16 protein-coding genes and 1 pseudogene are annotated in these 18,176 nt (G+C 61.9%); 11 read left to right on the top strand and 6 right to left on the bottom strand.

Features of this window, described 5'->3' with window-relative positions; genetic code table 11:
- Positions 1-105 precede the first annotated feature (105 nt).
- The 11 genes and pseudogenes from ubiE (at position 106) to GFU70_RS02195 (ending at position 9,641) form a co-directional block, all read left to right on the top strand.
- Positions 106-876 (top strand): bifunctional demethylmenaquinone methyltransferase/2-methoxy-6-polyprenyl-1,4-benzoquinol methylase UbiE, encoded by a 771-nt coding sequence (gene ubiE / locus GFU70_RS02245; protein ID WP_003196937.1) that lies wholly within the window; start codon positions 106-108, stop codon positions 874-876.
- A pseudogene (locus GFU70_RS02240) lies at positions 876-1,500 on the top strand (SCP2 domain-containing protein). Before ubiE ends, GFU70_RS02240 begins: the two are co-directional and overlap by 1 nt.
- Complete coding sequence (ubiB, locus tag GFU70_RS02235) at positions 1,497-3,101, top strand: ubiquinone biosynthesis regulatory protein kinase UbiB (RefSeq protein ID WP_153387536.1); 1,605 nt, start codon at positions 1,497-1,499, stop codon at positions 3,099-3,101. Before GFU70_RS02240 ends, ubiB begins: the two are co-directional and overlap by 4 nt.
- A gap of 81 nt (positions 3,102-3,182) precedes the next feature.
- Positions 3,183-3,581: a phosphoribosyl-AMP cyclohydrolase gene (hisI, locus tag GFU70_RS02230; RefSeq protein ID WP_003196931.1), complete on the top strand. Its 399-nt coding sequence runs from the start codon at positions 3,183-3,185 to the stop codon at positions 3,579-3,581.
- Positions 3,574-3,906: a phosphoribosyl-ATP diphosphatase gene (locus tag GFU70_RS02225; RefSeq protein ID WP_003186671.1), complete on the top strand. Its 333-nt coding sequence runs from the start codon at positions 3,574-3,576 to the stop codon at positions 3,904-3,906. The genes hisI and GFU70_RS02225 overlap by 8 nt, the downstream gene beginning before the upstream one ends.
- Positions 3,907-3,930: 24 nt before the next feature.
- A complete protein-coding gene (locus tag GFU70_RS02220; protein WP_058543908.1) occupies positions 3,931-4,218 on the top strand; it encodes a twin-arginine translocase TatA/TatE family subunit in 288 nt (95 codons plus the stop codon).
- A 10-nt stretch (positions 4,219-4,228) separates the two neighbouring features.
- Entirely contained in the window at positions 4,229-4,648 is a 420-nt protein-coding gene (gene tatB, locus GFU70_RS02215) for a Sec-independent protein translocase protein TatB (protein WP_058543909.1), read from the top strand.
- On the top strand, positions 4,645-5,442 hold the full coding sequence (tatC, locus tag GFU70_RS02210) for a twin-arginine translocase subunit TatC (protein ID WP_058543910.1): 798 nt from the start codon (positions 4,645-4,647) through the stop codon (positions 5,440-5,442). Before tatB ends, tatC begins: the two co-directional genes overlap by 4 nt.
- Positions 5,439-6,146, top strand: coding sequence for a 16S rRNA (uracil(1498)-N(3))-methyltransferase (locus GFU70_RS02205; protein ID WP_058543911.1), 708 nt, complete (start codon positions 5,439-5,441; stop codon positions 6,144-6,146). The genes tatC and GFU70_RS02205 overlap by 4 nt, the downstream gene beginning before the upstream one ends.
- 130 nt (positions 6,147-6,276) lie before the next feature.
- The gene (locus tag GFU70_RS02200; protein WP_058543912.1) at positions 6,277-8,193 is read left to right on the top strand and encodes a methyl-accepting chemotaxis protein; all 1,917 of its coding nucleotides are present in this window, start codon (positions 6,277-6,279) and stop codon (positions 8,191-8,193) included.
- A 1,106-nt stretch (positions 8,194-9,299) separates the two neighbouring features.
- On the top strand, positions 9,300-9,641 hold the full coding sequence (locus tag GFU70_RS02195) for a DUF6124 family protein (protein ID WP_116643344.1): 342 nt from the start codon (positions 9,300-9,302) through the stop codon (positions 9,639-9,641).
- 132 nt (positions 9,642-9,773) lie between these two features.
- Here the strand turns inward: GFU70_RS02195 and mdoH are convergent, their stop codons facing one another.
- From mdoH to GFU70_RS02165, 6 genes are all read right to left on the bottom strand, one after another.
- Complete coding sequence (gene mdoH / locus GFU70_RS02190; RefSeq protein ID WP_058546440.1) at positions 9,774-12,344, bottom strand: glucans biosynthesis glucosyltransferase MdoH; 2,571 nt, start codon at positions 12,342-12,344, stop codon at positions 9,774-9,776.
- Complete coding sequence (locus GFU70_RS02185) at positions 12,337-14,106, bottom strand: glucan biosynthesis protein G (RefSeq protein ID WP_058546449.1); 1,770 nt, start codon at positions 14,104-14,106, stop codon at positions 12,337-12,339. The genes mdoH and GFU70_RS02185 overlap by 8 nt, the downstream gene beginning before the upstream one ends.
- A 321-nt stretch (positions 14,107-14,427) precedes the next feature.
- Positions 14,428-14,865 carry a D-aminoacyl-tRNA deacylase gene (gene dtd, locus GFU70_RS02180; protein ID WP_058546441.1) on the bottom strand — a complete coding sequence of 146 codons (438 nt, stop codon included), beginning with the start codon at positions 14,863-14,865 and terminating at the stop codon, positions 14,428-14,430.
- On the bottom strand, positions 14,862-15,833 hold the full coding sequence (gene pip / locus GFU70_RS02175) for a prolyl aminopeptidase (RefSeq protein WP_003196909.1): 972 nt from the start codon (positions 15,831-15,833) through the stop codon (positions 14,862-14,864). Before pip ends, dtd begins: the two co-directional genes overlap by 4 nt.
- A gap of 105 nt (positions 15,834-15,938) precedes the next feature.
- Positions 15,939-16,853: an alpha/beta hydrolase gene (locus tag GFU70_RS02170; RefSeq protein ID WP_153387535.1), complete on the bottom strand. Its 915-nt coding sequence runs from the start codon at positions 16,851-16,853 to the stop codon at positions 15,939-15,941.
- A gap of 160 nt (positions 16,854-17,013) precedes the next feature.
- Complete coding sequence (locus GFU70_RS02165) at positions 17,014-17,961, bottom strand: choline ABC transporter substrate-binding protein (RefSeq protein WP_153387534.1); 948 nt, start codon at positions 17,959-17,961, stop codon at positions 17,014-17,016.
- Between the last annotated feature and the right edge of the window lie 215 nt (positions 17,962-18,176).

Below are 18,176 nucleotides of genomic sequence, written 5' to 3'. Positions count from 1 at the left end.
TGCGTCAAAACGTCCCGGCGGTAGCCCATCTTACCTTCAGCCTTGCCAAGACAAAGCCCTCCACCGGGATTAGAATGTCCCGCATTCTTTTTTGGTGACCGCGATATGACTGATCAGCGCAAAGGCAGCGATGCCGAACCCACCACTCACTTCGGCTTCAAGAACGTGCCGGAAAGCCAGAAAGCGGAAAAAGTCGCTGAGGTTTTCCACTCCGTCGCCGCCAAGTATGACTTGATGAACGACCTGCTCTCGGGCGGCATGCACCGCCTGTGGAAGCGTTTCGCGATCGAACTGTCGGGCGTGCGCAGCGGCAATCGCGTGCTGGACATCGCCGGCGGCACGGGCGACCTGACGAAGAAGTTTTCCCACATCGTCGGGCCGACCGGCCAGGTGGTCCTGGCCGACATCAACGAATCCATGCTCAAGGTCGGTCGCGACCGCCTGCTGGACCTGGGTGTGGCCGGCAATGTCGAGTTCGTCCAGGCCGACGCTGAAAAGCTGCCGTTCCCCGACAACCATTTCGACTGCGTGACCATCGCCTTCGGCCTGCGCAACGTCACCCACAAGGAAGATGCCCTGCGCTCGATGCTGCGAGTGCTCAAGCCCGGTGGCCGCCTGCTGGTGCTGGAATTCTCCAAGCCGACCAACGCGCTGATGTCCAAGGCCTATGACGCCTACTCGTTCGCCTTCATGCCGCTGATGGGCAAGCTGATCACCAACGACTCGGAAAGCTATCGCTACCTGGCCGAATCGATCCGCATGCACCCGAACCAGGAAACCCTGAAGTCGATGATGGTCGAGGCCGGTTTCGACCGAGTGACCTACCACAACATGACCGCAGGCATCGTCGCCCTGCACCGCGGTATCAAGCCCTGATGCTGCTCACCGGCCTGCTCGCCAGCGTCGAACTCGGCCTCAACCGGGTGCTGCGCCTGGACAGCACGGCGCTCGCGCGCCTGGCGCGCTTGAGCGGCCGCGTGATCGCCGTCGACTGCCGCAGCCCGGCGTTGCGGTTGTTCATCCTGCCCAGCGACGAAGGCCTGATGCTCGCCGCGCACTGGGAAGCCGAGGCCGACTGCACGCTGCGCGCCCCGGCGTCGAGCCTGCTGAAGCTGGCCCTGGGCAAGGACAAGACCGCGGTGCTGCACAGCCCCGACGTGGAGCTGGACGGCGACAGCGGCGTACTGCTGGAGCTGGCGGCGATTCTCCAGGACCTGGAGCTGGACTGGGAATACGAAGTGTCCCGCTGGATCGGTCCGGTGGCGACCCAATTGCTCAGCGGCCATTTGCGCAGCCGCAGCCGCTGGTATCGCCAGGGGTTCGCCAGCCTGGGGCAGAATCTGAGTGAATACCTGGCCGAAGAATCGCGTACCCTCGTAGGCCAACGCGAAGCGCAAGCCCGTTTTGATGAACTGGACCAGGTCAAACTTGACCTGGAACGTCTCGAGGCGCGTTTCGAGCGCCTTTCCCGATCCCTTGAAACCAAGCGATAACGCATGAAGCTGCTTGCCGTCCGCCGTTTGTTGCGCATCCAGCGCGTCGTGATCCGCTACCGCCTCGATGACCTGCTGTTCGCCCTGCCGCTGCCCTGGTTTCTCCTGGCCCTGCGCTTCGTGCTGCCGTGGCGCTGGTTCCCCCGGCGCCCCCTGGACCTGAGTCGCGGTGCACGCCTGCGTCTGGCCTTGCAGGACCTGGGGCCGATCTTCATCAAGTTCGGGCAGATCCTTTCGACCCGTCGCGACCTGTTGCCCGAAGACATCGCCGATGAACTGATGCGGTTGCAAGACCGCGTGCCGCCGTTCGATTCCAAGGTATCGGTGGCGCTGATCGAGGAACAACTGGGCAAGAAGATCGGCGAAGTCTTCAGCCGTTTCGATGTAGAGCCCCTGGCTTCGGCCTCCGTAGCCCAGGTTCACGCCGCCCAGCTCAAGAGCGGCGAAGAAGTGGTGGTCAAGGTCATCCGCCCGGGCCTCAAGCCGATCATCGCCCAGGACCTGGCGTGGCTGTTCATCCTCGCTCGTGCCGCCGAGCGGTTGTCGGCCGATGCCCGCCTGCTGCACCCGGTGGACGTGGTCCAGGACTACGAAAAAACCATCTACGACGAACTCGACCTCCTGCGCGAGGCGGCCAACGCCAGCCAGTTGCGTCGCAACTTCGAAGGTTCGCCGCTGCTGTATGTACCGCAAGTCTATTGGGACTGGTGCCGGCCGAAAGTATTGGTGATGGAGCGCATCTACGGCATCCAGGTCACCGACCTGGCGACCCTGGCCGACCAGCGTACCGACATGAAGATGCTCGCTGAACGCGGCGTGGAAATCTTCTTCACCCAGGTGTTTCGCGACAGCTTCTTCCACGCCGACATGCACCCGGGCAACATCTTCGTCAGCACGGTGCAGCCGTGGAGCCCGCAATACATTGCCATCGACTGCGGCATCGTCGGCAGCCTGACCCCCGAAGACCAGGACTACCTGGCGCGCAACCTGTTCGCCTTCTTCAAGCGTGACTACCGTCGCGTCGCCCAGTTGCACATCGATTCGGGCTGGGTGCCGGCCGAGACCAAGCTCAACGAATTCGAAGCGGCGATCCGTACCGTGTGCGAACCGATCTTCGAAAAACCATTAAAAGATATTTCCTTCGGCCAGGTGCTGATGCGCCTGTTCCAGACTGCACGACGCTTCAACATGGAAGTCCAGCCACAGTTGGTGCTGTTGCAGAAAACACTGTTGAACATCGAAGGTCTCGGCCGCCAGTTGTACCCGGACCTCGACCTGTGGAACACCGCCCAGCCGTTCCTCGAACGCTGGATGCGCGAGCGTGTCAGCCCCAAAACCTTGCTGGGCAACGTGCAGAGCCAGTTCGAGCAGCTCCCGCACCTGGCCAACATGACCCGCGACCTGCTCGAACGCATGTCACAGCCCCACGCCCACGACCCGGCGCCCCCGTGGCACCGCCGCAAGGACGACTGGCTGTTGCGCCTGCTGGGCGCCGCTCACCTGGGTGGCGGCGCGGTGCTGGCGACCGGTGGGCCGCTGAGCCAACTGGGTCACTGGCCCGCCGGTATCATGATGGTGGTCGGTCTGTATCTGGTCGTTCGCCGATAGCCAGCACCGGTTCACGCTGGCACACTGTTTCAACGCTGGGCCCGCCGTCCTCAGGTGCGCGGCCCATGGTCGGAGTCAAAGATGAAAAACTGGCAGGACGAGATCAAATGGGACGCTGACGGCCTGGTGCCGGCCATCGCCCAGGACCACAAGACCGGGCGCGTATTGATGATGGCCTGGATGAACCGCGAGGCGTTGGCCCTGACCGCCGCCGAGAACCGCGCCATTTATTGGTCACGTTCGCGTGGCAAGCTGTGGCGCAAAGGTGAAGAGTCCGGGCATGTCCAACACCTGCATGAGATGCGCCTGGACTGCGACGGCGACGTCATCATCCTGATGGTCGAGCAAGTCGGTGAGATTGCCTGCCACACCGGCCGTCAAAGCTGCTTCTATCGCGTCTTCGAGAACGGCGACTGGAAAACCGTCGACCCGGTGCTCAAAGACCCGCATGCCATTTATTCAGGACATACCCATGAGTGACACCCTGACCCGCCTGGCCCAGGTGCTGGAAGAGCGCAAGGGCGCCGCGGCCGACAGTTCCTATGTCGCCAGCCTGTACCACAAGGGCTTGAACAAGATTCTGGAGAAAGTCGGCGAAGAGTCGGTCGAGACCATCATCGCCGCCAAGGACGCCGCCATCAGCGGCGATTGCAGCGACGTGATCTACGAGACCGCCGACCTGTGGTTCCACAGCCTGGTCATGCTGGCCCAACTGGGGCAGCATCCGCAGGCCGTACTGGATGAACTGGACCGTCGCTTCGGTCTGTCCGGGCACGTCGAGAAAGCCTCGCGCCCGTCTGCCTGATCAACTTTTGAGAGGAATAGTCCCATGGGTATTTTTGACTGGAAACACTGGATCGTCATCCTGGTCGTCGTGGTGTTGGTATTCGGTACCAAGAAACTGAAAAACCTTGGCACCGATGTTGGCGAATCGATCAAGGGCTTTCGCAAAGCCATGAACGATGACGAAAAACCGACCGATCCGACGGCGGCTCCTGGCCAACCGGCGCAGCCGACCCAACCGGTACACCCCCAGGCCGCCCAGCCTGTGAATGCGCCGCACACCATCGACGTGCAGGCCCAGAAAGTCGAAGAGCCCGCCCGCAAAGACTCGTGAGCACTGACTAATGTTTGGGATCAGCTTCACTGAACTGCTGCTCGTCGGCCTCGTCGCCCTGCTGGTACTGGGCCCCGAGCGTCTGCCGGGTGCTGCGCGCACCGCCGGTCTGTGGATCGGGCGCCTGAAGCGCAGCTTCAATGCGATCAAACAGGAAGTTGAACGTGAAATCGGTGCCGACGACATCCGTCGGCAACTTCACAACGAACATATTCTGTCCCTGGAGCAAGAAGCGCGGAAAATCTTCACGCCGACCCAACAGGAACCGACGCCGGTCCAACCTGCGGTCGAGCCGACGATTGCGCCACAGGTGCCGGTGGATGACCCGGCGCCCGTGGTGGCCGAGCCTGCCAAACCGGTGGAACCCGCCCCGACGGCGACAACGCCAGAAGTGCCCAACGACCCTACATTGCCGTCGCGAGCCCCATGAGCAATATCCCAGAGAACGACCAGCCGATGCCGCTGGTATCGCACCTTACCGAGTTGCGCACCCGCCTGCTGCGTTGCGTCGCGGCGATTTTCATCATCTTCGCCGGGTTGTTTGCCTTCACCCAGCAGATCTACACCTTCGTCTCCACGCCACTGCGCCAGTACCTGCCGGAAGGCGCAACGATGATCGCCACAGACGTGTCGTCACCGTTCCTGACGCCGCTCAAGCTGACGATGATGGTCTCGCTGTTCCTGGCGATCCCGGTGATCCTGCACCAGATCTGGGGCTTCATCGCGCCAGGCCTGTACAAGCATGAAAAACGCATCGCCGTGCCGCTGCTGATGTCCAGCATCCTGCTGTTCTACACCGGCATGGCCTTCGCCTATTACCTGGTGTTCCCGCTGATCTTCAAGTTCTTCGCCGCCGCCACCCCGGCGGGCGTAGAGATGATGACCGACATCACCAGTTACCTGGATTTCGTCATGACGCTGTTCTTCGCCTTCGGCGTGGCGTTCGAAATCCCCGTGGCGGTGGTGCTGCTGGTGTGGATCGGCGTGGTTGACGTGAGCTACCTGAAGAAGGTCCGCCCCTACGTGATCATCGGCTGCTTCGTGGTCGGCATGATCCTGACCCCGCCGGACATCTTCTCCCAGACCCTGCTGGCCGTGCCGATGTGGTTGCTGTTCGAGATCGGCATCCTGTTCGGTGGCCTGGTGCGCAAGCGCCGGGAAGAAGAGCCCGAGGAACAGCCAGCCGATGACCACAACGACCAGCCGCCAGCGACCCAAGCGTGAACCTGCTGCTGCTCGAAGAGGCCGACTTCATCGGGCCTGACCGCGTGATCCTGGGTGATCGCCGGTTGACCCACATGCAGGAAGTCCATCGCTGCGCTGTCGGTGACAGCCTGCGGGTCGGGCGCATCGGTGGGTTGATGGGCACGGCCCAGGTGCTGCGCCTGGAAGCCCGCGAGGCCGAACTGCAAGTGACTCTCGACCAGCCGGCACCGGCCAAGTTGCCGCTGACGCTGGTGTTGGCACTGCCGCGTCCGAAAATGCTCCGAAGGGTGTTCCAGACCATTGCCACCATGGGCGTGCCACGCGTGGTGCTGGTCAACAGTTATCGCGTGGAAAAGAGCTTTTGGCAGACGCCATTCCTTGAGCCCGAGGCCATCCGCGAGCAACTGATCCTGGGCCTGGAACAAGCCCGGGACAGCGTACTGCCAGAAATCATCATCGAAAAACGCTTCAAACCCTTCGTCGAAGACCGCCTGCCGGCCATGACCGACGGCACCTTGGGCCTGGTCGGTCACCCCGGCAACTACCCGCCCTGCCCTCGCGCACTGACCGAACCGGTGACATTGGCCATCGGCCCGGAAGGCGGCTGGATTCCATACGAGATCGACCTGCTGGCCAAGGCCGGCCTGCAACCGGTGCAGCTGGGCGAGCGGATCCTGCGGGTCGAGACGGCGGTTGCAGCGCTGCTTTCGCGGTTGTTCTGAGAGGTATCGCTGCTTTCCCCTCGCCACAAACAACCCACTTCGAGATTCCTGAGCTCATTTCTACAGATCCCGCCCAAGCCGCCGATATAGTCCCCATAAAACCAATACAACGCTCCAAAGGAGTATCAGCATGGTCCGGTGGCTTGCCCAAGGCTTGGGAAACGTAAGCGTTAATCGCAAACTCGGCGCAGGCTTCGGCCTGGTGCTATTCCTCACCTTGATGATTGCATTCACCGGTTGGTCCGGCCTGGGCAATGTCATCAGTCGGGGTGACAAACTGGGGTTCATTGCCAGTCTCAACGACTTGAGCAAAGACTTGAACCTGGCCAGCATCGACTACAGCACCACGCGGGGCGAGAAAGGGCCACAACAGGTCAACGACCTGCTGGCCAAGCTCGAAGAGGGCCTGCAGACTGCTCGCCAATTGATCGAACAACCGGCCGATGTGGCGCTGATCGATGCGCAACTGGCCGCCGTCGCCGAATACAAAAGCGCCTTCGCCCTGATGACCAGCGCCACCGTCAGCCGCGAAGACGCCCGCAGCAAGCTCGGCGCCAGCGCCGACAACGCCGTGGCCCACGTCGCCAAGGTGGAAAAAGCCTCGCTGCAAAGCGGTGATATAACCCAGTTCAACAGTGTGGTGGCCCTGAGCAAGGCGATCCAACAGGCGCGCTATCAGGTTCGCGGCTACACCTACAGCGGAAAAAGCGAGGCCCAGCAGCCGGCCATCGATGCTATCACCGATGTCCTGAAGCTACTGGCACGCTTGCCGGCCCAGCTACCCGAGGAACACGCCGATACCCTCCAACAAGCCAGCGACTCGATGAACGTCTATCGCGCGGCGGTCAGCCAGTTCCGCGACTCCCAGTTGGATAACGGTGCAGCACTGCAACGAATGAGTGAGCAAGGCAAGGTACTGATCGACTCCAGCCAGAAGCTCACCGTATCCCAGACGGCCGTGCGTGACCATGATACCGGCCAGGCCAAGTCTGTCCTGATCGCCGCCGCCGCCCTGGCGCTGCTGTTTGGCGTGATCGCTGCCCTGTTCATCACCCGGCAGATCGTCGGTCCACTCGGCGAAACCTTGAAGGTCGCCGAGCGCGTGGCCGCCGGCGACCTGACCCACAATCTCACCTCAGAACGCCGCGACGAACTTGGCCAATTGCAACGCGCCATGCAAAGCATGACCGTGGGCCTGCGGCAATTGATCGGTGGCATAGGCGAAGGTGTTACCCAGATCGCCAGCGCCGCCGAACAACTCTCGGCCGTGACCGAGCAGACCAGCGCCGGGGTCAACAGCCAAAAAGTGGAAACCGATCAGGTCGCCACCGCCATGCATGAAATGACCGCTACGGTGCAAGAAGTCGCCCGCAACGCCGAGGAAGCCTCCGAAGCCGCCGTCGCCGCCGATCAGCAGGCGCGCGAAGGTGAAAAAGTGGTCGGCGAAGCCATCGCCCAGATCGAACGCCTGGCCCTCGAAGTGGGCAACTCCACCGCCGCGATGGGCGACCTGAAGCGTGAAAGCGACAAGATCGGCAGCGTGCTCGACGTGATCAAGTCCGTGGCCCAGCAAACCAACCTGCTGGCCCTCAACGCCGCCATCGAAGCGGCCCGCGCAGGGGAAGCCGGACGTGGCTTTGCGGTCGTGGCCGATGAGGTTCGCAGCCTGGCGCAGCGCACCCAGAAGTCCACTGAAGAAATCGAAGAGCTGATCGTCGGCCTGCAATCGGGCACCCAGCAGGTCGCGACCATCATGGACAATAGTCGCAACCTGACCGACAACAGCGTCGAGCTGACCCGCCGCGCCGGGGGCTCGTTGGAGAACATCACCCGTACGGTTTCGGCGATCCAGTCGATGAACCAGCAGATCGCTGCGGCAGCCGAGCAGCAGAGCGCGGTGGCTGAGGAGATCAACCGTAGTGTGCTGAATGTGCGTGATGTGTCGGAGCAGACGGCGTCGTCCAGTGAAGAGACTGCGGCCTCCAGTGCTGAGCTGGCGCGGTTGGGGGTGCATTTGCAGACGTTGGTGGGGCGGTTTCGGGTCTAGCAGGCCTACGCATAACCCGTGGCGAGGGAGCTTGCTCCCGCTGGGTGGCGCAGCCGCCCTTTGTGTGTATATCCGTTATTTAGGTCACGGCTGCTGAGGGTTCCGCTCTTACAGCGGCTCACTTTTGACAAGCGCAAAAGTAAGCAAAACGCTTCTGCCCCACCACTCGGTGCCTCGCTTAGGCTCGGCATGCCCGAACGAAGGCATTGCTCCGTGGGCCCGCCGCGAAGGGCCATCCATGGCCCAGCGCGGCTAACCCGGCATCCATGCCGGGATGCCCACTGCGCAATGCCTGCGTTCGGCCAGCGTGGTTAACGGGGCGCCCGAGATCAACGTCCACCGCGAGGCGGCCTAACAGCCGACCTGGTTCTCCCGGTCGTACACCCGTTAGATCTGTGGGAGCAAAGCTTGCTCGCGATAGCGGTCTGTCAGGCAACATCAATACTGACTGCCCCGCCGTCTTCGCGAGCAAGCCCGCTCCCACATCAATTGGATCGGAGTACGACCGGGAGAACCAGGCCGGCTGTCAGGCCGCCTCGCGAGCAAGCTTTGCTCCCACAGGTCCTGCTCAAACAGATCTGAGGGGTGTACGACCGGGAGAGCCAGGTCGGCTACTAGGCCGCCTCGTGGTGGACGTTGATCTCGGCGCCCCGTTAACCACCATGGCGGAGCGAGGTGCCAAGTGGTGGGGCATGAGCGCTTTGGTTGCTTTCGACTGGGCCGGCTTCCGGGCTTTTCGAAAGTGACCCGCCGTAAGGGCGGAACCATAAGCCGCCGTTACCTAAATAACGGATATACACACAAAGATCAGCCCTTCAGCACAGGGCTACACAGCCTTGCGCCATTGCCTACAACTACGCCAGAATCCGCCGGCTTGTGCGCCTTGGCCCTGGGCTCTAACGTTTGCAGGTCGCTGTCAGTTCAGCGATCGGGTTTAGCAGCTCGGCAAAATATCAAGGCACGCAGGTCCGCTTTATGGCGGCTGTGCGTGGGGCACTTCGGTGCGCCGGGTTCCTTGATTCCTGGTCTGCTAACCCGCGCACAGTCGCCACCCTTTTCGTTTAGCAGCGATGTCTGGCGGCTCCATCAATCAAGGAGCGTCAACCATGCACAAGGTCACACCCAATCCACCAGAACCAGAAACCGACCCCAAGAAACTCCAGGAAGCCACCGACCGCGCACTCGATTACTACCTGAAGCCCAAACAGCCCAACCCCGAAGAAAAACAGCCATCGGGCCAGCTCTTCACCGTCGTCGACGGCATCGACACCGAAAGCCTGCTGGCCAACCTCAGCGAAAACCTGGCCTCAGCCGATGCCATGGTCAGCGACCTCGCGTTCGACCTGAAAGGCTCGCGGCGCCACGTTGCCTTCGGCATTCAGCAACTGATCGAACTGAGCAGGTTATTGGCAAACCGGATGTTGGATAGCATCAATCCACAACACTGACCGCACCACAAAATCGGGGGCGGCTGCGCCACCCAGCGGGAGCAAGCTCCCTCGCCACAAGGGCGATCCGCAGATAGAAAATACGCCCAACAAAAAGCCCCGCTTCCTTCCAGAAGCGGGGCTTTTTGCGTATCAGGCCACCTGAGGCTGTGCGCTCACCGGCTGTAGCGGCAACAGCGGTGCATGGGGATCGGCCTTGACCGACTCACGCCACGCCGCCAGCCACTCAGGATGAGCCTCGCTCCAGACCTGCTCATGCAGGCGGGACAGGGCGACCGGGTCGCTCAGCAGGGCCAGTCGCTCGGCGTTGCTGAGACCGGCCGGGCCGACCTTCAGGGCGTGACGAACACGTTCGACCCGCAGCCATTCGATCGGCTCGGCCTTGCCGTGACGCGAGGTTGCCAACGCATACGCCAAGGCATTCTGTTGCGGATCGACCACCGCCCGGATGAAACCGTCTTTGAGCGCATGCCAACGGTTTTCATGGGTGTACTGGTCTGTCGACAGCAGCTCCTGTGGCGGTGCGTATTCCTCAGGGATCAGGAACAGGCTTTCATCACGGGACTTCAAGCCCAGGCCCACGCGGCTGGAAATCACCGATACCGGGATCGACAGCATCAGCGACCCGACGATCGGCACCAGCCACCACAGGAAGCTTGGGTTCAGCCAAATCACCAGCAAGGCCCAGAAGAAGCCCAGCAAGGTTTGCGGACCGTGGCGCTTGACCGCTTCGCTCCATGGCGTGGAGTCGTCGTCACGCTGCGGCGAGTTCCAGGTTGCGGCCCAGCCCAGGAATGCGGCGAGCACGAAGCGGGTGTGGAAAATCATCCGCACCGGCGCCAGCAGCATGGAGAACAGCATCTCCAGCAGCATCGACAGCGTCACCTTGAACTTGCCGCCGAACTCCTTCGCACCCTTGGCCCAGATCAGCACAATGCTCAGCAGCTTGGGCAGGAACAGCAGCACGATAGTGGTGGAGAACAGGGCGATGGCCTTTTCCGGGTGCCATTGTGGCCACAACGGATAGAGCTGGCGCGGCTCAAGGAAGTACTGAGGCTCCATCAGCGTGTTCACTGCCAACAACGCAGTGGACAGCACCAGGAAGAAGAACCACAGCGGCGCCGACAGGTAGGACATCACGCCGGTCAGGAATACCGCACGGTGCACCGGGTGCATGCCCTTGACCAGGAACAGCCGGAAGTTCATCAGGTTGCCGTGGCACCAGCGACGGTCACGCTTGAGTTCGTCCAGCAGGTTCGGCGGCAGCTCTTCGTAGCTGCCCGGCAAGTCATAGGCAATCCACACGCCCCAGCCGGCGCGGCGCATCAGCGCAGCTTCGACGAAGTCGTGGGACAGGATGGCACCGGCGAACGCGCCTTTACCGGGCAGCGGCGCCAGGGCGCAGTGCTCGATGAACGGTTTCATGCGGATGATCGCGTTGTGGCCCCAGTAGTGGGATTCACCCAACTGCCAGAAGTGCAGGCCGGCAGTAAACAGCGGACCGTACACCCGGGTGGCGAACTGCTGCATGCGCGCATACAGCGTGTCCATGCCCGAGGCGCGTGGCGCGGTCTGGATGATGCCGGCGTCCGGCGTGGCTTCCATCAGGCGCACCAGGCTGGTCAGGCACGTACCGCTCATGACGCTGTCGGCGTCGAGCACGACCATGTACTTGTAGTCGCTGCCCCAACGACGGCAGAAGTCGTCGAGGTTGCCGCTCTTGCGCTTCACGCGACGGCGACGGCGGCGATAGAAGATCTTGCCGAAGCCACCGGCTTCACGGCAGACGTCCAGCCAGGCCTGTTGTTCGGCGACGCAGATATCGGTTTCGTTACTGTCGCTGAGCACGAAGAAGTCGAAGCGATCCAGGTCACCGGTGGCGGCCACAGACTCGAACGTGGCGCGCAAACCGGCGAATACCCGTGGCACGTCTTCGTTGCAGATCGGCATCACCAGGGCGGTGCGGGCGTCCTTGGGAATCGGTTCGTTGCCGGCGCTGGCACCGGAAATACGGTATTTGTCATGGCCGGTGAGCAATTCGAGAAAGCCCATCAGCGCCGTCCAGAAACCTGCCGAGACCCAGCAGAACAGGATCCCGAACAGAATCAGGATGCTGGTTTGCAGCGCATAGGGCAGCACCTGCGTGGCGGTCTGCAACAGCGGTTGATGCAGGACTTCTTCCAGGTCCACGAACGACCAGCCCTGGTACGGCATGATGCCTTTCATGTACCAGCCGGCGACGATGGTCTGGCCAAGCATCAATATCAGCAGGATGTAGCGGCGGGTCGAGCCCACGGTACGCCAGCGTGCATGGGGCAGCACGCGCTCATCCTTGGGCGGCTTCGGCGGGTTGGTACGACCGGTCAGGCGCCGCCAGGCGCGCACCAGGATATTGGTGCGCCACGGCTCCGGCACGACCTTGGTCCGACGAATGGGCGGCGTGGCTTTCAGGCACACCCGACCACTGGTGTCGAGCCCCAGCATTTCGGCGTCCTCGAGCTCTTCGGCAGTGCTCAGGGTCAGCCGGCGGCCCACCGAAGCTTGCGCCGCCTCGGCAGGCGCGTCAAAGGTCGAGGAGGACAGGCGTTCGTGCAATTCGCTGAAGGACTTGCAGCCCGCCAGTTCGGCGCGCTGCTCGTCGGTCATGGGTAAATGGGCCAGGTACTCGCTGAGCGTCTCTGGCTGTACTGGAGTATTACTCATCGGCTGGCAACTGATAGCTCCAGGTCTCGGTCAGGACTTGTTCAGTCGGTTCCGGTTCCTGCTGGGTTGGGGTCGGTTCAACAGCAGCGTCCGCCGTCTTGACGGCCTTGGCTTCGTCTTTCGCTTTTTCTTGGGCGAGTTCTCTTTCGGTCTGCTGCCGGGCAACCTTATCGGCCTTGGCCAGGGTCGTGGTCACGGAGTGCGAGGCGGCCGGGGCTTCGACAGGCGTCAATGGACGAACCAGCGCCGCGCGCATTTCGGTGGCCTGTTTCGAATCCTTGATCTTCAACCGCAGGGTCAAGCGCCAGCCCTTGGTTTCAGGGTTGTAGCGCACGCTATTCTCGACGATCTCGCCGTTTTCGCCGACGCTCACCTGGCTACGCACATCGGCGTCTTCCGGCAGCGCTTGCAGGGACGGACCTTCGAAATCCACCAGGTAGGCCACGCTGCCATCCGGCTGACGAATCAGGTTGGACTGCTTCACGTCACCGGTGGAGCGCAGGGTCTGCTTGACCCAGGCGCTGTCAGGCGAGTGCAGGCTGGCTTCGTCGAGGGTCCAGTGCAGGCGGTAGCTGAAGTCCAGCGGTTGGCCTGGCTCCGGCAGTTTTTCCGGGCTCCAGAAGGCAACGATATTGTCGTTGGTTTCGTCGGCGGTCGGAATTTCTACCAGGTCGACCGACCCCTTGCCCCAATCGCCTTTAGGTTCGATCCAGGCACTTGGACGCTTGTCGTAGCGGTCGTCCAGGTCTTCGTAATGGCTGAAGTCACGCCCCCGTTGCAGCAGGCCGAAACCACGCGGGTTTTCTACCGAGAAGTTGCTCACGGCCAGGTGTTTCGGGTTGTTCAGCGGGCGCCAGATCCACTCGCCGTTACCGGCATGGATCGAAAGGCCGCTGGAATCGTGCAGTTCGCGACGGTAGTTCAGCACCTTGGACGGTTGGTTGGCGCCAAACAGGAACATGCTGGTCAACGGGGCGATGCCAAGCTTGTTGACGCGATCACGCAGGAACACGCGCGACTTCACGTCAACGATAGTGTCGGTGCCCGGGCGCAAGATCAGCCGATAGGCGCCAGTGGCCCGCGGCGAATCCAGCAGGGCGAAGATCACCAGGTGCTTGTCGGTCGGTCTCGGACGCTGGATCCAGAATTCGCGAAAGCGTGGGAACTCTTCACCTGATGGCAACGCGGTGTCGATGGCCATGCCACGAGCCGACAAGCCATAGACCTGGCCCTTGCCGATGACGCGGAAGTAGCTCGCGCCCAGCATGGTCATGATTTCGTCTTGCTTGTCTGCCTTGTTGATCGGGTACAACACGCGAAAACCGGCGTAGCCCAGTTGCTCGGTAGCCTTGGGATCGAATTTCACGTCGCCGAAATCGAAGCGCGACGGGTCGTACTTGATCTCATCGACGGTGGTCGCGGTGATTTCGTTGATTTTCACCGGCGTGTCGAAATGCATGCCCTGGTGATAGAAGGACAGCCTGAACGGCGTCTTCTGGTCGGCCCATTCGGCCTTTTCGGTGCGGAAACGGATTTTTTGATAGTCAGCGAATTTCATATCGCGGAATTCGTTCGGCAGATTGCTGCGCGGGGCTTCGAATTTTTGCCCGGCCAGTTCTTGAGCCTTCGCCGATACATCATCGAGGCTGAATGCCCACAGTTGGCCTGCGCCGAACAGGCAAAGCAGGGCCGAGCCCGCTACCAAAGCGCGTCTAAACCGTTTGGCAGTCATTTTTGGTGCATTACAGGGACTAACAATCACGAGCAACCCTCGCCGAAAACTGATCAAAAAACCAACGGCCAGATAAAGTATCTGCACGGTAACGGCGCTGAAAAACCGTTCCTGCTGACCACTCTTGCCAAGTTGGCGAGCATTGTTCCGACTCCGATGGGACAAAATGATTCCCCAAACGGTTCAGGACAAGTCTCTACCTAAAGTCAAATGGACCAGCGAGCGCTGATCCCCCGTAGCGCGCGATTATCTAGTAGCCCGCGTGACAACGCATCAGGGGCCGCAAAGTATTTATCGAGAAAACACCCTGTTTTGCCCCGAAACAGGACCGAAAAGATGTTTCAAACGCTTTCAGGCCTGTAACAGGAAGGTTACCGGGCCATCATTGACCAAATGCACCTGCATGTCGGCGCCGAATCTACCTGATGCCACAGTGCCATGCACCTGTTTCGCCTGGCTCAGCAGATAGTTGAACAACTCTTCTCCCAGGGCCGGTGGCGCGGCGGTCGAAAAGCTCGGGCGCAAACCACTTTTGGTGTCTGCCGCCAAGGTGAACTGCGACACCAGCAACAAGCCACCACCGACATCCACCAGGGACAGGTTCATCTTGCCGTCGGCGTCACTGAACACTCGATAGTTAAGCAGTTTATGCAAGAGCTTGTCGGCACTGGCCCGGGTATCCCCGGGCTCGACGGCCACCAACACCAGCAAGCCTTGATCCACCGCCCCGACGATCTCGCCTGATACTTCGACCCGCGCGCCGCGAACTCGTTGCAACAGCCCCTTCATGCTTCTTCAGGCGGCAGGTCGAGCAGGCGCCGGGCCATTTGCGCAGCGGCGCGCACCAGTGCGTCGGTGATCCCAGGCTCCGAAGCGGCGTGACCTGCGTCGCGAATCACCTGCAGTTCGCTGTTGGGCCAGTTCTGGTGCAGCTCCCAGGCATTGTCCAGTGGGCAGATGACGTCGTAGCGGCCATGCACGATGACGCCCGGCAAATGGGCGATCTTGCCCATGTCGCGAATCAACTGGTTGGGTTCGAGGAAGGCGTTGTTGGTGAAGTAGTGGCATTCGATCCGGGCGATCGACAGCGCCCGCTGCGGCTCGGAGAAGCGATCGACCACCAGCGGGTTCGGACGCAGGGTCGCGGTGCGCCCTTCCCAGGTGGACCAGGCCTTGGCCGCGTGCATCTGGGCGATCTGGTCATTACCGGTCAGGCGCTTGTGGAAGGCGCTGAGCAGGTCATCGCGCTCGTCCAACGGGATCGGGGCGATGTAGTCCTGCCAATAGTCGGGAAACAGGCGACTGGCGCCGGCCTGGTAGAACCACTCGATTTCCTGCGGCCGACAGAGAAAGATCCCACGCAGGATCAGGCCATGTACCCGCTCCGGATGAGTCTGGGCGTAGGCCAGGGCCAGGGTCGAGCCCCAGGAGCCGCCAAACAGTACCCATTTCTCGATACCCAGGTGCTTGCGGATGCGCTCCAGGTCTTCGACCAGATCCCAGGTAGTGTTGTTTTCAAGGCTGGCATGAGGGGTGGACCGACCGCAGCCGCGCTGGTCGAAAGTGACGATGCGGTACAGGTTCGGATCGAAGTAGCGGCGGCTCTGCGCATCGCAGCCAGCACCCGGGCCGCCGTGAATGAACACCACCGGCAGGCCTTCGGGGGAGCCGCTTTCATCGACATAGAGCGTGTGGGTGTCATCGACAGCCAGATCGTGCCGGGCATGGGGTTTGATCTGCGGGTACAAAGTCTGCATTGCGCGCTCCGTAAGGGGTCGAGTCATCCCTGTGGGGACGTCTATTTAGTCTGCCGTCCGGCATCATAAACCCGAATTACCTTAATGAGCATGTCCCCTGCGCAGTCAAAGCATGTCAGCCAGGTACGCCAGCAGCGTGCGATACATCTGATCGACCTCCGGCACCTGGCCCCGACCGCGCAGGCAACCGTGGACCAACCCTTCGCCGACAGACAGCGCAGCCGCTACCCCTGCGGCGTTCAGCCGCTCGCTATAAAGGACACCATCGTCGCGCAGCGGGTCCCATTGCGCCACGAGGATCAGTGCCGGCGGCAGGCCGCCCAGGTGATCTGCAAGCAACGGCATGGCGCAAGGCGACGGTGCAACGTCGCCCAGGTAAAGCGCGTGATAGTTGTCCAGGTCATGGCGGCTCAACAGCGGCGCATCGGCACATTCGTGGCGCGAGGGTAGTGTTGCCGGGCCACCGAGCGCCGGATAGATCAGCACCTGGGACCGAGGCAACGCTTGCCCGGCATCGCGCAAGGCCAGGCATAACGCCGCGGCGAGATTGCCGCCGGCACTGTCGCCGACCACCAGCCGGCGACATGGGTCAATGGCCAAGGGCGCGGCTGCCAGATGACGCCACACGGCGAGGCAATCGTCCAACCCGGCTGGAAACGGATGCTCTGGTGCCAGCCGATAATCCACCGCCAACACCAGCACACCCAGGGCAGCCGCCAGCTCCATGCAGATGAAGTCATGGGAGTCCAGGTCCCCCACTACCCAACCACCACCGTGCAGATAGAGGATGCACGGCCAGCCGGCGGGTGGCGCGGCGCCCCGTGGGTGATAGGCGCGCACGGCCACACCGGCCAGTTCGAAATCCTCGATGGCCAGTGTTGGCGGGCATGCCGGGGTGAACGCCCGGCACATTTGGCTGTAGGCCTGGCGCAGACCGGCGAGGCTGTCGTCCGGGCTGGTGAAGCTCAGGGTTTTGTCGATGAAGGCTGACATCTGTTCTGAGAGTGGATATGAGGCCATGAAGAACACCACCTATTGAAATGTGGGAGCAAGGCTTGCCCGCGATGGCGGTGTGTCAGTCGACATAATGTTTGGCTGTACCACCGCCATCGCGGGCAAGCCTTGCTCCCACAGATAGCTCACTCCACCACAGATAGATCGCCCGCCACGATATGCAAGGTCACTTCTTGAGACTGGCCTGCACCGCCGCCACGCCATCCTTGCCATCGAAGCTGGTCACGCCAGCCAGCCAGCGCTGCAAATCCTCGGGATGATCGCGCAGCCATTGCCGGGCGACGTCCTGGGGCGTCTTGCGCGCCATGATCGGCACCATCAACTGACTCTCCTGGGCGGCGGTGAAGGTGAGGTTTTCCAACAAGCGGTTCACATTCGGGCACCGTTGGGCGTAGTCCGGCGCGGTGACGGTGGAGACGGTCGCGGCGCCTTCGTTCGGGCCATAGACGTCCTCGCTGCCGGTCAGGTAGGTGATGTTCATGTTGATGTTCATCGGGTGCGGGGTCCAGCCGACGAAGACCACGAACTCCTTGCGATTCACCGCCCGCTGCACCGCGGCCAGCATGCCCGCTTCACCGGATTCGATCAGCTTGAAGTCCTTGAGGCCGAAGTGGTTGGTTTCGATCATGGTCTTGATGGTGGTGTTGGCCCCGCTGCCCGGCTCGATCCCGTAGATCTTGCCACCGAGCTGGTCCTTGAACCGGGCGATGTCGGCAAAGGTCTTGAGCCCCGCCGCTGCCACGTAGTCTGGAACAGCCAGGGTGGCCTGGGCGTCGGCCAGGCTAGGCTTGTCCAATACCTTCACTTGGTTGGCCGCCAGGAACGGCGCGATGTTCTTGTCCATCGCCGGCTTCCAGTAACCCAGGAAGATGTCGAGGCGCTTGTCGCGGATGCCGGCGAAGATGATCTGCTGCACGGCGCTGGTCTGCTTGCTTTCATAGCCCAGGCCGGTGAGCAACACATCGGCCATGCCGCTGGTGGCGATCACGTCGGTCCAGTTGACCACGCCCATGCGCACGGTCTGGCAGGACGCCGGCTCGGCGGCCATCGCCCCAGCGCTCAAGAGGGTGGTACCGCAGAGGATCGACAGACAGCGTTTGAACAGTCTTTTCATCGGGAAGGTCTCGTACGGCAGCGGATTATTGTAGGCCGGTGTCTTGCTGCACCGTGCCCAAAACATTACGCAGCGCCGAGGGGCTGAAGATGAACTGTGGCGACTCGGTTTTGCACGGTGGCGACAGTTCCCATTCCAAGGAATCAGCGCACATAAACTTGTGGCGAGGGAGCCTGTGGGAGCAAGGCTTGCCCGCGATGAAAACAACGCGCTCG

Origin of the sequence: Pseudomonas brassicacearum (genome assembly GCF_009601685.2) — a bacterium.
GTDB lineage: Bacteria > Pseudomonadota > Gammaproteobacteria > Pseudomonadales > Pseudomonadaceae > Aquipseudomonas > Aquipseudomonas kilonensis_B.
This window is presented reverse-complemented; position numbering and strand designations above follow the sequence as displayed.